Annotated in this window: 16 protein-coding genes; 15 read left to right on the forward strand and 1 reads right to left on the reverse strand. The window is 38.4% G+C overall.

Features of this window, described 5'->3' with window-relative positions; genetic code table 11:
- Window positions 1–299 precede the first annotated feature (299 nt).
- The 4 genes from ACLIBH_RS05870 to ACLIBH_RS05885 all read left to right on the forward strand — a co-directional run bounded on the left by ACLIBH_RS05870 (window position 300) and on the right by ACLIBH_RS05885 (window position 4,155).
- On the forward strand, window positions 300–842 hold the full coding sequence (locus ACLIBH_RS05870) for a helix-turn-helix domain-containing protein (RefSeq protein ID WP_439315807.1): 543 nt from the start codon (window positions 300–302) through the stop codon (window positions 840–842).
- Window positions 843–1,242: 400 nt separating this feature from the next.
- Window positions 1,243–2,829, forward strand: coding sequence for an amidohydrolase (locus ACLIBH_RS05875; RefSeq protein ID WP_439315768.1), 1,587 nt, complete (start codon window positions 1,243–1,245; stop codon window positions 2,827–2,829).
- Window positions 2,830–3,112: 283 nt separating this feature from the next.
- Entirely contained in the window at window positions 3,113–3,466 is a 354-nt protein-coding gene (locus ACLIBH_RS05880; RefSeq protein WP_439315808.1) for a CidA/LrgA family protein, read from the forward strand.
- The gene (locus tag ACLIBH_RS05885; RefSeq protein WP_439315769.1) at window positions 3,454–4,155 is read left to right on the forward strand and encodes an LrgB family protein; all 702 of its coding nucleotides are present in this window, start codon (window positions 3,454–3,456) and stop codon (window positions 4,153–4,155) included. Before ACLIBH_RS05880 ends, ACLIBH_RS05885 begins: the two co-directional genes overlap by 13 nt.
- 115 nt (window positions 4,156–4,270) lie before the next feature.
- Here the strand turns inward: ACLIBH_RS05885 and ACLIBH_RS05890 are convergent, their stop codons facing one another.
- Window positions 4,271–4,597 carry a DUF192 domain-containing protein gene (locus ACLIBH_RS05890; protein ID WP_439315770.1) on the reverse strand — a complete coding sequence of 109 codons (327 nt, stop codon included), beginning with the start codon at window positions 4,595–4,597 and terminating at the stop codon, window positions 4,271–4,273.
- Window positions 4,598–4,813: 216 nt separating this feature from the next.
- Between ACLIBH_RS05890 and ACLIBH_RS05895 the strand changes: the two genes are divergently transcribed.
- From ACLIBH_RS05895 to ACLIBH_RS05945, 11 genes are all read left to right on the forward strand, one after another.
- Window positions 4,814–4,972: a Flp family type IVb pilin gene (locus tag ACLIBH_RS05895; RefSeq protein WP_439315771.1), complete on the forward strand. Its 159-nt coding sequence runs from the start codon at window positions 4,814–4,816 to the stop codon at window positions 4,970–4,972.
- A gap of 57 nt (window positions 4,973–5,029) precedes the next feature.
- Entirely contained in the window at window positions 5,030–5,539 is a 510-nt protein-coding gene (locus ACLIBH_RS05900) for an A24 family peptidase (RefSeq protein ID WP_439315772.1), read from the forward strand.
- The gene (locus ACLIBH_RS05905) at window positions 5,536–5,916 is read left to right on the forward strand and encodes a TadE/TadG family type IV pilus assembly protein (protein WP_439315773.1); all 381 of its coding nucleotides are present in this window, start codon (window positions 5,536–5,538) and stop codon (window positions 5,914–5,916) included. The genes ACLIBH_RS05900 and ACLIBH_RS05905 overlap by 4 nt, the downstream gene beginning before the upstream one ends.
- Window positions 5,913–6,824, forward strand: a complete 912-nt coding sequence (locus ACLIBH_RS05910) for a pilus assembly protein TadG-related protein (RefSeq protein ID WP_439315774.1) — start codon at window positions 5,913–5,915, stop codon at window positions 6,822–6,824. The genes ACLIBH_RS05905 and ACLIBH_RS05910 overlap by 4 nt, the downstream gene beginning before the upstream one ends.
- Window positions 6,825–6,852: 28 nt before the next feature.
- Window positions 6,853–7,452 (forward strand): Flp pilus assembly protein CpaB, encoded by a 600-nt coding sequence (cpaB, locus tag ACLIBH_RS05915; RefSeq protein WP_439315775.1) that lies wholly within the window; start codon window positions 6,853–6,855, stop codon window positions 7,450–7,452.
- A complete protein-coding gene (locus ACLIBH_RS05920; RefSeq protein WP_439315776.1) occupies window positions 7,452–8,630 on the forward strand; it encodes an AAA family ATPase in 1,179 nt (392 codons plus the stop codon). Before cpaB ends, ACLIBH_RS05920 begins: the two co-directional genes overlap by 1 nt.
- The gene (locus ACLIBH_RS05925) at window positions 8,631–9,974 is read left to right on the forward strand and encodes a CpaF family protein (protein WP_439315777.1); all 1,344 of its coding nucleotides are present in this window, start codon (window positions 8,631–8,633) and stop codon (window positions 9,972–9,974) included.
- The gene (locus ACLIBH_RS05930) at window positions 9,974–10,942 is read left to right on the forward strand and encodes a type II secretion system F family protein (protein WP_439315778.1); all 969 of its coding nucleotides are present in this window, start codon (window positions 9,974–9,976) and stop codon (window positions 10,940–10,942) included. The genes ACLIBH_RS05925 and ACLIBH_RS05930 overlap by 1 nt, the downstream gene beginning before the upstream one ends.
- A 9-nt stretch (window positions 10,943–10,951) precedes the next feature.
- Window positions 10,952–11,869 carry a type II secretion system F family protein gene (locus ACLIBH_RS05935; protein WP_439315779.1) on the forward strand — a complete coding sequence of 306 codons (918 nt, stop codon included), beginning with the start codon at window positions 10,952–10,954 and terminating at the stop codon, window positions 11,867–11,869.
- A 178-nt stretch (window positions 11,870–12,047) separates the two neighbouring features.
- Window positions 12,048–12,182 (forward strand): paeninodin family lasso peptide, encoded by a 135-nt coding sequence (locus ACLIBH_RS05940; RefSeq protein WP_439315780.1) that lies wholly within the window; start codon window positions 12,048–12,050, stop codon window positions 12,180–12,182.
- Window positions 12,183–12,277: 95 nt separating this feature from the next.
- The gene (locus ACLIBH_RS05945; protein ID WP_439315781.1) at window positions 12,278–12,925 is read left to right on the forward strand and encodes a hypothetical protein; all 648 of its coding nucleotides are present in this window, start codon (window positions 12,278–12,280) and stop codon (window positions 12,923–12,925) included.
- Window positions 12,926–13,009: the final 84 nt, after the last annotated feature.

Genomic DNA, 13,009 nt, shown 5'->3' on the forward strand with positions numbered 1-13,009 from the left:
ATTAACAATGGGGGCACATGTTAGGCTAGCGAATATTATTTGTGACACAGCATCATGCTGTAACGCCGTTGGTATCATTGAAAACGTATAAAAGTATGATAATTTAAGTATATATATGCGAAATACAGCTGTCTCTTAAGGGCTTCTGCATTTGTTCGAAAATGCGCATCTTGACGAAATTTAAGTGCTCATCTATGATAAAAGCACCTCTACTCATGACGGTTGAGCAAATTATAATAAATAGTAAGTAATGCAGGAATGGTTGGTGGAAGGAGGCAATTTTCATTAATATCGATCACATTGGGAAAAAAGTAAAACAAGCGAGACTGCGAATGAAAAAAACACAGCAACAAATTGCAGACGAATGCGGTATCTCTAAAAGCTTGTTATCAAAAATAGAAAATGGACAAACGGCATCTGCGGTTGCAACATTATCAAAAATTAGTGAAGCGCTGGAAGTCTCTTTATCGTGGGTGCTTGATGACCACCCGGAAACAGACCTCGTATTGTTGTCTCAAGTAAATCGTATGCATCGTATGGGAGACGAGGGCATGGGTTATTCGTATGAATTATTGGCGAGCCCAGACTATTCAAATGTAGAGCCGACAATTGTTCACGTAACACCAAAGGACGAAAATTTTCGCTACGAACCATACACGCATTCAGAGGAAGAGTTTATTTACATATTGGAAGGTTCTATTCATTTAATGTACGATGGGAAAAAGCATTTTATGGAAAAAGGAGATACGGCTTATTTTAAAGGCGAAAAGCCACATTTGTTTGTTCCTGTAGATAATAAAGGTGCGCAAGTTTTAACTATTTTTGTTGATAGTAATCTATAAGGTTACTTTCATCAAATGGAACCATTATTACAAAAAGGCTAGAAAGTTTTTCTTGTGGCAGGAGGTCTTCTATGAACCCACCACCTATTAACATGAGTAGTCCTAGTCAAGAGACGATTCAATCGCTGCGTTGGCATTAGAGGCTTGGGTGCTTCCCAATGCTTGCTTGTTTCGTATTAGCAAAGCAGTGGATTGCACGGTCACTAATAAAACACTTGTCTTGGGTTACAAGTATGTGTAATAGCTTCGCTCACTGTCGCCAGTGACTCGGCGCATTTACACATACGTCCAATCCAATGGTTCCTCTCCTATTCACACGCTTGCGTCGACCTTTTATTTTTTACAAACTACATTTCCATTTGAAAACGGATACAATTAGAAAAGATACGGAGAGATTTGCATGAAAACAATCTACACGAATGGTACTTTTTATACATTTGACGCATCGAAGCCGATTGTAGAAGCAGTAGTTGTAGACAATGGCAGATTTATAGACGTAGGTACAGCGGATGAGATGCTGTTGCAATGGGGAAGAACAGAGAGTAAAGTGATAGATTTGGAAGGTAGAGCTGTGACTCCAGGGCTCGTAGATAGTCACCTCCATCTTTCCAAAGTCGCTATAAGTTTGTTAAATCTTGATTTATCAGGTGTCACTACTAAGAACGAAACGTTAGAAATGATTCGCGACTATGCAACAACTTTAAAAAAGGATGCCTGGCTTATTGGTAGAGGCTGGGATGAAAACATATATACGGACGGTACCTTACCTTCAATAGAAGAATTAGATCGCGTAGCACCGCATCATCCGTTATTTATTACACGAGTGTGTGAGCATGCATCTTTAGTTAATTCAAAAGCATTGGAGAAGATCGGATATACTAAATCTATGACTGTTCCAGAAGGTGGAAAAATAGTTGTTGACGAACAAACAAAGCGACCAACCGGACTTTTACTGGAAACGGCGTCCGATCTTGTTACAGCGCAAATTCCTAATTATACATATGAAGAATTAAAGCAGGCGTTAAGAAAAGCGATGCAACTAGCACTTCAGAAAGGCATAACGAGTGTGCATACAAACGATCCTAAATATTTGGGGGGACTCGATCAAACATATCGCCTGTATGATGAGTTATTAAATCACGAAGAACTCGGGCTCCGCTGTAATTTATTAATCGATCATGAGTATTTACCGCAATTAAAAGAAAGTGGTATGTATGCAGGCTTCGGTAACGAAACATTACAAATAGGTGCAGTAAAAATATTTGCGGACGGTGCACTAGGCAGACGCACGGCATTTATGTCCGAGCCTTATGCAGATGCACCGAATGAATATGGATCGCCAATGTTTGATCAAGAAATGCTGTATGAACACGTTCGAAGCGCACGTGCACTGGCGATGCCGGTTGCGGTACATGTTATTGGAGATCAAGCACTTGAGAACACATTAGATGTGTTGGATGAATTTCCAGCAGCTGCGTATCGTGATCGACTTATTCATACGTCGGTAGTAAGAAAAGATCTAATTAAGAGACTTGTTCATCCATCTCGAATTGCAGACATTCAGCCTCGCTTTCTAGTGAGCGATTTTCCTTGGGTTGAAGAAAGGCTTGGAAAAGAGCGGATCCAATGGGTGTATCCGTGGAAAACGTATATGCAATTAGGAGTACTTGCTGCTGGTGGGTCTGATGCTCCGATTGAACCGATTAATCCATTGCTAGGCATTCATGCAGCTGTGACCCGAAGGAAACCAGGGGAAGTATATAATGGATATAATCCTGAACAAAAGCTAACATTGGAGGAAGCATTTCGGCTTTTTACTGTAATGGGCGCCTATCCAACGAATGAGGAACGAATAAAAGGCACCATTACAAGAGGTAAGCTGGCAGATATGACCGTTTATTCAACAAACCCATTTGCACGTAATGAAATAGATGAGCTATTGAATATCGATGTAGATATGACAATAATTGGTGGTAAAATTAGATGAAAAGCAAGTAGTAATTATGAGTAAGTGTCGTTTTATGTCTGTTGTGTAAACGAAATTTCGACGCAAATTCCAAAGTGATTGGTACGCTACTAGAAGTACAATGTCTAATAATGTATCCACTCGATTGATGCGGAAACAAAGATTGCTGACAATATTATACGTTAAACAGCTATGGCCACAGAAGTCCGCTTTCCAATAGATTGAAAGACGGATACACGTCGTTCGCTACAATTAGTGCACTCCGGCTTAGAAAGAAGGGGTATGTATCGAAAGCATATTTAAAATAAGTATACACGTATGTTTATTTTATTTTATTTATTTACTAGGAAATTGGATCCAGTTTACGTTTCATCTAGTTGTTCCAGGCAGCGTAATCGGAATGATCATCTTATTTCTTCTATTATTAACGAAAGGAATACGAGTAAGTTGGATTCAAGAGGGTGCAACGTTTATGATGAACAATCTCGCTTTTTTCTTTATCCCAGCTACCGTAGGAATGATGAATTACTTCCATTTATTTAGCGGGAAAGGAATAATGTTGGTTATCATTGTGTTCATAAGTACAATTTTTGTTATGACAGCTTCTAGCTTATCAAGTCAATGGCTAGCTAAAGAGGAGCACCGATGGTTCACTTAATTAGTGCAGCAGGCATCATTTTTGTTACAATTATTGTTTTTAATTTCGCAAATTGGCTGTATAAAAGGTATGCGCATCCGTTGCTATTACCTGTTGCTGTATCAACGTTTATACTTATTTTCCTATTATATATTTTTAATATGTCGTATGAGACGTACATGATTGGTGGGGAATGGATTAATCAATTGCTCGGTCCTGCTGTAGTATCGTTAGCGTATCCGCTATATATACAACGTCAAATATTAAAAAAATTAGCAATTCCTCTTTTGCTCGGATCTTTGATAGGCGCAATAGCTGGAGTCTCGTCTGGAATTTTGCTCGTAAAGTGGGCTGGATTTGAAGATGAAATTATTGTTTCGTTAACCCCGAAGTCGGTCACAACGCCTGTTGCAATGGATATTGCCCATGCAGCTGGAGGGATTACAACGCTTGCAGCGGTGTTTGTTATGATAGCTGGTATTGGAGGTACAATGCTAAGCGCTTATATATTTCGTTTGTTTCGCATAGAGAGCAAAATTGGGCGGGGTGTAGGACTTGGAAGTGCATCTCACGCCATAGGGACTGCAAAGGCTATGGAAAGCAGTGAGCTAGAAGGCTCAATTAGCACAATAACGATGATCGTAAGTGCAGTCTACGTCTCAATTATTGCGCCATTATTCTTTGTTTTGTTTCGTTTGTATATTATATAGGAAGAAACTCGAAATTATTGCCGAAAATTGCTTATAAAATAGGTGGATTTACAATAAAAATCGACAAAGCGCTCGACATCGATTCGACATCGAATTTGAACGCTTTGTCGAATTTTTATATTACGATATAATCGCCCTTTCGTATTCCTTCTTTTGCAATCGTACCAGTAGGAAGTTCTAATACAGCATACGCATCTTTAACAGGAAAAATAACTTTCCAAGGTTTTAACGCACGCACTACTTTAACAACACGATTTGATCGATCGGTAAAAACAACATCAATTGGGAATCTCATAAAAAACATATGTATTGAGTTACAAGGAACGATATATAAACCTATTTTTGAAATCGGTTGCTTATAAAACATTAAGCCCTTCATTCGTTTCCAAGCGCTATCCGCATAGATAATATTCAAAATAGCTTTTACATCATGCGCTTTCAAGAACAACACCTCCACATCTTTTGTTCATTATACAAAACAATTCATTCGATATAAAAAATGAAATAGTACAAAATAACTAGAAAACAGGAGTAAATGGAAGAAAAACCTGATTTTTATTTAAAAAATGCCCAATTTTGAGATTTTTCAAAAAAGTATTTACGCTATATAATCCGTTTAAGTTCAGTATATCGAACGAACAAAAAGGGAGGAATTAAAATGAATTTTGTAACGAATTTTTTTAAAGAGGAAGATGGACAGGCGATGACGGAGTATGGGTTATTGATAGGTTTGATTTCGATTGCAGCCATTGCTGTCATAGCATTAATTGGACCTAAGCTAGTAGCCTTATTCCAAACTGTTGTAGATGCGCTTTAATTATTGCATGCCCTGCCTTGGCAGGGCTTCTCTTCACTTGGAAAGGAGATGAAAGCGATGGTGAATGCGATAGTTATCATCATGCTTATAATCTGCATCGTTACGGATTTGCGTGAACGTAAAATATTGAATGCTGTTACCTTACCTGCTAGTCTGCTTGCTTTTATATACCATGCTTTCACCGCAGGCTTAGACGGTTTTTTATTCAGTGGTAAAGGGTTTCTCGTTGGGTTTGCGCTGCTAATAATACCTTACGCCATGGGAGGAATCGGTGCTGGCGACGTGAAATTGCTCGCTGCAATCGGTGCTTGGAAAGGAATGCTATTTGTTCTGTATGCTGGCCTATATGGCGCAGCGGTTGGTGGCATTATTGCTTTTATTATTTTGCTAAAAAGGAAACAGTTTCGCTTAACAATAAAATCAATTTTTCTTTCTTGTTTATTTTTGAAAAGCGCGAAAGGCTCGTTAACGATAACGAAGCGCGCAACGCAACTAATATCGATACCGTATGCAATTCCAATTGCTATTGGTGCATTGTGTACGTACATATTGGAGATTTACATATGAGATCTCAAAAAGGACAAGCAATTGTAGAAACAGCACTTATATTACCAATATTGCTACTATTATTATTCGGTATTACAGATTTTGGTAGGGTATTTCATGCTTCTTTAACGTTAGATCATGCAGGTAGAGAAGGGGCACGGGCAGCAGCAATTGGGACAGAGGATCATGTCATTACGGGAAAAATAAGAGATGCTACGAGTAGCCTTAAAGAAGATAATGTCAGCATATCGATCGCACCTGCAGGAAAAGGTAATCGTGAAAGTGGAACAGATGTCACGATTACTCTTGTATATCCTATTGATTTTTTAACGCCAATTATCGGCCAATTTATCGGTTCGTTTAATCTGGAAAACAAAACGGTAATGAGGGTAGAATGATGAAAATTATATTTCAGTTTATGCTAAGGGCTCATAAAGAACAGGCTGGTTCTACGATGATACTCGTTGCTTTTAGTATGTTTATGATCATTGGATTTACCGCAATTGTCGTGGATGCCGGCAGCTTATACTTTGAAAAAAGTAAGCTACAAAAGGCGTTAGATGCTGCAGTACTTGGAGGAGCACAAAGGCTAACTATATCTGTAAATGAATCGAAGCAAGTTGCAACTAATTTAGCCGCCAAAAATGGGTACACGATACCGCTAAGTGATGTACGAGCCGGAGAAAAATATATTGAGGTGAGTCAGACGGTTCGTAAAGAATTAACATTTGCGAAGCTAATTGGATTTAATTCTGCTGATGTTGGAGCAGATGCACGGGCAGAAATCGCCAGTGGCTTACTAAGAGGAAATGAAATTATACCTATCGGAATAGAAAAAAAGGATTTTGCAAAAGGTGCAACATATAAGTTAAATGAAACGCCTGGTAAAGGGGATAGCGGAAACTATGGTTATCTTGCGATTGGTGGTAGAGGGGCAGCTGATTTAGAGAACGGTATTAAAACAGGATTGGAGCAACAGCTTGGAAATGTCGATACAGAGCCAGGTGTGCAGTGGGGAAAGGTTAGATCTGCGTTTAATGATCGGGAAGCAGATGATACTGCAAACAGACCGTATTGCTCCGATTATCATACTGCAGATAAAACGTGTAAAAGAGTTGTTATCATTCCAGTCGTTGAAGAATTTAAAAATGGTAGGTCATCGGCAACAATTATTGGTTTTGCTGCTTTTTGGATTGAATCTGTGAAAGATAAAGAAATAAAGGGGAAGTTTATCGAAATTGTGACAGATGGAGATTTTGAGCCGGGACCAGATTATGGGATTTATGGGGTGAAATTAACAAATTAAGCTAAAAGAGATGAAGCAGGTGGCTTGAATGAATGGAAAAAAAATTTGGATTATTGCTTTGTTGTTCGGTGTTATCGCTGCGGGACTAATGTATGTTGTTCTAAATGAGGCGAAAATGCAGTCAACCGAACCCGTCGATGCGACAGTGGCAGTAGCCGAAGATGATTTAGAGGATACAGATGTAAGTGAAGATGACGAAGCTTTAGATAATGATGAACATGAGCCGTGGAAAAATGAAATAATTCCTGCTGCAGAAGGAAGGCGGGCAATGACAATTGAGGTAACAGACGCCCAAGGGATAGCGGGTTTTATTACACCAGGAGCATATGTTGATATTGTTACGGTTATGGTCGTTCCAGAGGAACAAAAAGAAACGCATCATGATTCTGCAACCCTTCTCGTACAAAATGTGAAGGTGTTAGCCGTTGGCCATGCTGCCGATGATGAAGAAACGATGAAACGATACCAAATGGTAACAATAGAAGTGACACCGAACCAAGGCTTAATGCTTGGATTTGCCTCTAAATATGACCTGTATTTAATGCTTCGAACAGAAGGGGATAAACAGTTAGAAAAAGATCGGACACATGTTCATGAGGACGAGTTACACGAAGGGGTGTTTAAATAGTGAGGAAATTATGTGTGATGGCTGAGACGCAAGAATTCAAAACAAAGCTTGAACAATCATTAGACTTTCAAGCATATGCAGTGGATTGGGCTACGAATGAAACGATGCTACTTGATCGTCTAAAGGCAGAGGCACATTCATTTGTTATTTTACCTGACTCCCCTTCCTATAACGTATATCATTTATGCGAACAGCTTGTATATTATTTTCCCCATTTGAGCGTATTGTTAGCTTTTAATGCCGAGAAAGATATAGACATGAGGCAAACACTGCGAGCTGGAGCAAGCGATGTTGTCTTTTTAACCGATTCTACTTCGAAAATAAAAAGAGATATAGATGCGGCAATAGAAAAAAAAGAAGAACTACAAACACATAAAGCCGCCCAAAAACCAAAAAAAACAAAGGCATCACGGGTCATTACGATTACGAGTACAAAAGGCGGCGTTGGGAAAACAACTTTAGCCGTTAATCTTGCAATAGCATTTAGCAAGAAGATGTCGAAAGTAGCTATTCTAGACTTAGATTTACAGTTTGGTGATGTTGCATTATTTTGTGATGTAAGCGCTAAGAAAAGTATTTACGACTGGGTTAAAGAGGATAAAAGCGGGGTTCAAATCGATCGGTTTTTAACTTTATATAAAAGTGGTGTGCATTTTTTGTCAGCACCACATCGACCGGAGTTTGCAGAAGTAATTACAGGAGACGATGTGCGCAGAGCTATTCGTTTAATGAGAGAACAGTTTGACATTATTATTATTGATACATCTTCACACTTTAATGAAAATACCATTGTTGCACTAGAAAATTCCGATGACATTTTATTAACGACTTCTCCCGAGCTGCCAGCGTTGAAAAATAGCAAGCTACTACTCGAAACGATCAGTTCATTAAAGCTATCAGCAAAAGTTAAAGTGATTGTGAATAAAGAAGCAAAGGTTAAAGGAATAACGCTTGAAACCGTTGAGAAAGTTTGTGGGCGAAAGGTTTTTGCAAGCTTACCTTTAAATGAAAAAGGGATGAGTGCAGCAATAAATGAAGGAAATCCCATCTGCTTTTCTAACCCACGATCTGCGCCAGCGAAGCAACTGTTTCGCTTGGCATCTTCTATAGTTGGTGTCGAAGTAGACCGAAATAGAAAAAAGAAGAAGCAAGTTGTTCAAGCAAGGGGGCATGCATAAATGTCTTTATTATCAAGACTTGGTAAAGAAGAGCAAGGAACAAAGCCGATTGTAGAACAAATAGAAAGCAAGCCACCAGATTCCTTAATGAATAAAGAAGAGGAATTAGAAGATTTGGAGAGACAACTACACGCTTATCTTGTGGATGAGCTTAAAAAACCTGCTAACCAAGGCCAGGACATTGAACCACTTATTAATAATCTATGTAATGTGTTTTTTGAAAAGGAAGGAAGTCATCTTTCTTATGAGGAAAAAGAACAGTTATTGAAGGATACTTCGCATGAATTAACAGGCTATGGACCAATTTCACCTCTGTTAGCAGATTCTCAGATTTCAGAGGTAATGGTGAATGGGCCAAAGGACATTTTTGTTGAAATCTCAGGTAAAATTGAAAAAACGAATGTTCAATTTCGTGATAATTTGCATGTATTGCGTATTATTGAAAAAATCGTTGCGCCACTAGGTAGGAGAATTGATGAAAGTGTGCCAATGGTAGATGCAAGGCTACCGGATGGGTCCCGGGTGAATGCGATTATTCCACCGCTTGCTTTAAATGGTCCGACGTTAACTATCCGAAAGTTTGCTAAAGATCCTTTTACGATTCATGATTTGGTACGATTTGGTACACTAAATGAAAATATGGCCGCCTTTTTAAAAGCTTCCGTCGTTTCAAGGTTAAATGTCTTTATTAGTGGAGGAACAGGATCTGGGAAGACGAGTACATTGAATGTGATGTCTTCATTTATCCCATCGGATGAACGGATCGTTACCATTGAAGACGCTGCTGAGCTGCAGCTTACGCAAGAGCATGTTGTTTCATTGGAGTCACGTCCGCCTAACATTGAAGGAGAAGGGCAAATAACGATAAGGGATTTAATCGTTAACTCATTACGTATGCGACCAGATCGTATTATTGTAGGTGAGGTGCGGGGTGCAGAGGCATTGGATATGCTGCAGGCAATGAATACCGGGCATGAAGGAAGCTTGGGTACCGGGCATGCAAATTCGCCTAGAGATTTATTGGCTCGTCTAGAGACAATGGTTTTAATGGCTGGGTTTGATTTGCCTGTCCGAGCCATTCGAGAACAAATAGCGAGTGCACTGGATTTAATTGTACAACAAGAACGAATGCGAGATGGAACAAGAAAAGTCACCCGTATAACAGAAGTCTTAGGTTTAGAAGGGGACACAATCGTTCTTCAGGATGTATTTATCTATCAGCCCTCACCTAACAATTCCTCTGAGAATAGTAACTTTGTTACAACTGGCGTCCAGCCACATTGTATTGAGCAATTTAAAAATGCCGGTTTTCATATAGAAGATATGTTTGGGGGGGAATGGTAATGGAATATTATTCCCTGATTATTATTTTAATTTCATTTATTGGGACGACGTTACTAATTAAATATACAGCGACACGGATGGTACGTAAGCAGAAATACAGAAGTAGACTAAAGAAATATGGAATGCTCGAGCCAGGGGACTCGGCTCCTCAAAAGAAGAATAGTAAAGCGAAAGAAAAGACACCGTTTGTGACAAGGGTAGGGTATGCGATTGAAAAGGGAATTAACCTTTCCAAATATGAGCCGATTTTAACACAATCAGGTGTACAACTATCTGCAGGAGAGCTGTTTATTGGCCGAATAATGACAACAATGATATGTATGCTAATTGGTTACTTTTATGCGTTTCACTTTGTACTTATTATATTACTAGGTGTAATTGGTTTTCAATTACCGGTTGTCTATGTAAAAAAGAGAAGGAAAAAACGGCTCCAACGATGCTCGGAGCAACTAGGAGACGTACTTGGCACAATGGCTAATGCGCTACGGGCAGGATTTAGTTTTATGCAAACGATGAAGATGGTTGCAGATGAGGTTGATGCACCACTTGGGCCTGAGTTTGCAAATGCATTAAAGGAAATTAATTACGGGGTTAATGTGGAAGATGCCTTTGCAAATTTAATAAAACGGCTGCCCGATAAAGAGTTGGAAATCGTGCTTAATACGATTCTTATTCAACGTTCAAGTGGAGGGAATTTAACGTATTTGCTGGAAACGATGCAAGAGACCATCATTGATCGTGGGCGCGTTAAAGATGAAGTACAAGCATTGACTGCACAAGGAAAAATGTCATCCATCGTTGTAACACTTTTACCGATATTATTAGCCGTCTATATTCGGTTTGTCAATCCAGAGTATTTTTTTATGCTATTCTCACATCCACTTGGCTGGGGGATGGTTATTATTGGGGTAATTAATATTATTCTTGGCTGGCTATTTATTAAGAAAATTGTGCATATCGAGGTGTAAACAATGCTAATGATCTTGCTTTTTTTGATAACGATGACTTTTTTCACTTTTCTGTTTGCAGGGGCTTTAACAAAGGTGTATCGTAAGCAATTGGTAATTTCAAGAAGAATTACCGAGCACCTTTCACCGGAAGGAAGCATACAAAAAAAACGCGAAGAAGTTACAAAACGAACGCATTTTAAAAGTATTATCACACTAAGCAATAAATTAAAGGTATTCATTGATAAAAGACTACCACAAAACAAAAAAAATGATCTGGAACGGAGGTTGCGTGAGGCAGGGTATCCGTTTAAGTTAACACCGGTTGAATTTCGTCTTATGCAATCTATTATTGGGCTTTTATTCTTTATTACTGTGTTTGCAATGATAAGCAGTATAAGCGAAAGTCCGCTGTCTAACCTTTTTTTAGCAGGTATAATGGCACTTCTAGGAATGTACTTTCTTTCTTTTTATATAAGCAACCGAACGAAAAAAAGGCGATTAATAATTGAAAAGTCAATGCCAGATTTCTTTGATATGGTTAATTTATCAATTGAAGCGGGAATGAGTTTAGATTCGGCATTACTAAAGGTATGCAGACAAACAAGAGGTCCTTTGTCAGAGGAGTTTATGGATACGATTGAAGATATGAAGCTAGGAAAGTCAAGAAGAGAAGCATTTTCTGACTTACGAAATCGTGTTCCGGTACCTCGATTCCAGAGCATTATTACTTCCCTTATTCAGGCGGATATGCTTGGAGTCGGTATGTCCAAAGTGCTTCGTACATTGACAGAAAGAATTCGTGAGCAACGGACGCAATTAGCACGAGAGCAAGCAATGAAAGCGCCTGTTAAAATGATCTTTCCAATGATGTTATTTATTTTCCCTGCGATATTTATCGTCTTATTAGGACCATTAGTCATATATTTGCTGGAAATGGTTTTTTAAGGGATTTATTTTTCTAAATATTAAAATAATTGTTGCAAATAGAAGCGAACTTAGGTATCATATATGCATCAACTCGTTCTTTAAAGAGAACAAGTTGCTGCATAGTTTATTGCTATGCAGCATACAATGCCATGAGGCTATACATAGCATTGTAGGATAAGAGAAAGGAGTGAAGAATGTGAAAAAAGAATGGATAACACCACAATTAGAAGAGTTGGATGTAAGCAAGACGATGAAATGCTGGCCAGAACTTAAGAGCGCATCTGCGGAAGCAGAGTCGGATTTTTGGGACGATAAACTTTGTGACAGTTAATTTAAAGCTCGATGGAATTTGCAGCTCTTAATTTTTAATAAGGGCTGCAAAACTTTACCAAAATTGATATGAATTTTAATAAAGGATGGTTTTACTTGTATGAAAAAGTGAAAACAAAGCGTCAGCAAGAGAGCTTTGCCAAAACATGGGAATACTTTTGCAAGCAATATGGTTGGTATAATGATCCATATACAAAAGTAGGAACAAGATACAATTTACTATATAAGAAAAATGCGTTTAAAAAAAATGAAGTCATTGGTACGTTGGAGCTAATCCCATATAAGCCGAATACATCTTATAGTACGGTAGACGGTCCGGGAAGAGCAGCATTTAATACGTATAAAGAATTTCGTATAAATCAAAACCGTGTATGGGAAATAGATAAATTATGTATTCATACCGATTTTCAAAGAAAAGGATATTTTTACGTATTTATTCAAATAATTTTAGAGCATGCTAAAAGCAATCGTTCGATGTATCTGTTAGCTTTAACCGAAAAGAAACTTTTTCGTATGCTTAAAATGCAATTTGGCTCCTTTGTTGAACAAAAAGGAAATGAACTACCTGGTCCAACAACTGCACTCGTTCCAACGGTTATTCATATTGGAAAAGTAAACGATGTTTTGAAAACGATCCGTACGCAATCAAAGAACTCCTTTATCGTACATAGCGTGTACAATCAAGATACGGAGAAAATTGTAAAATTGGCACTCCTTCCTAATATGTTTAAAGAACGCACTTGACACGTTCTTTATTAAGAACTATAATAGGAAACAATCTTACAATACTTAGCCATATAACACTTAAAACATAAATTTCCATATATT

Source organism: Virgibacillus sp. W0430, from assembly GCF_051846935.1.
Classification (GTDB): domain Bacteria; phylum Bacillota; class Bacilli; order Bacillales; family Amphibacillaceae; genus JBPYCR01.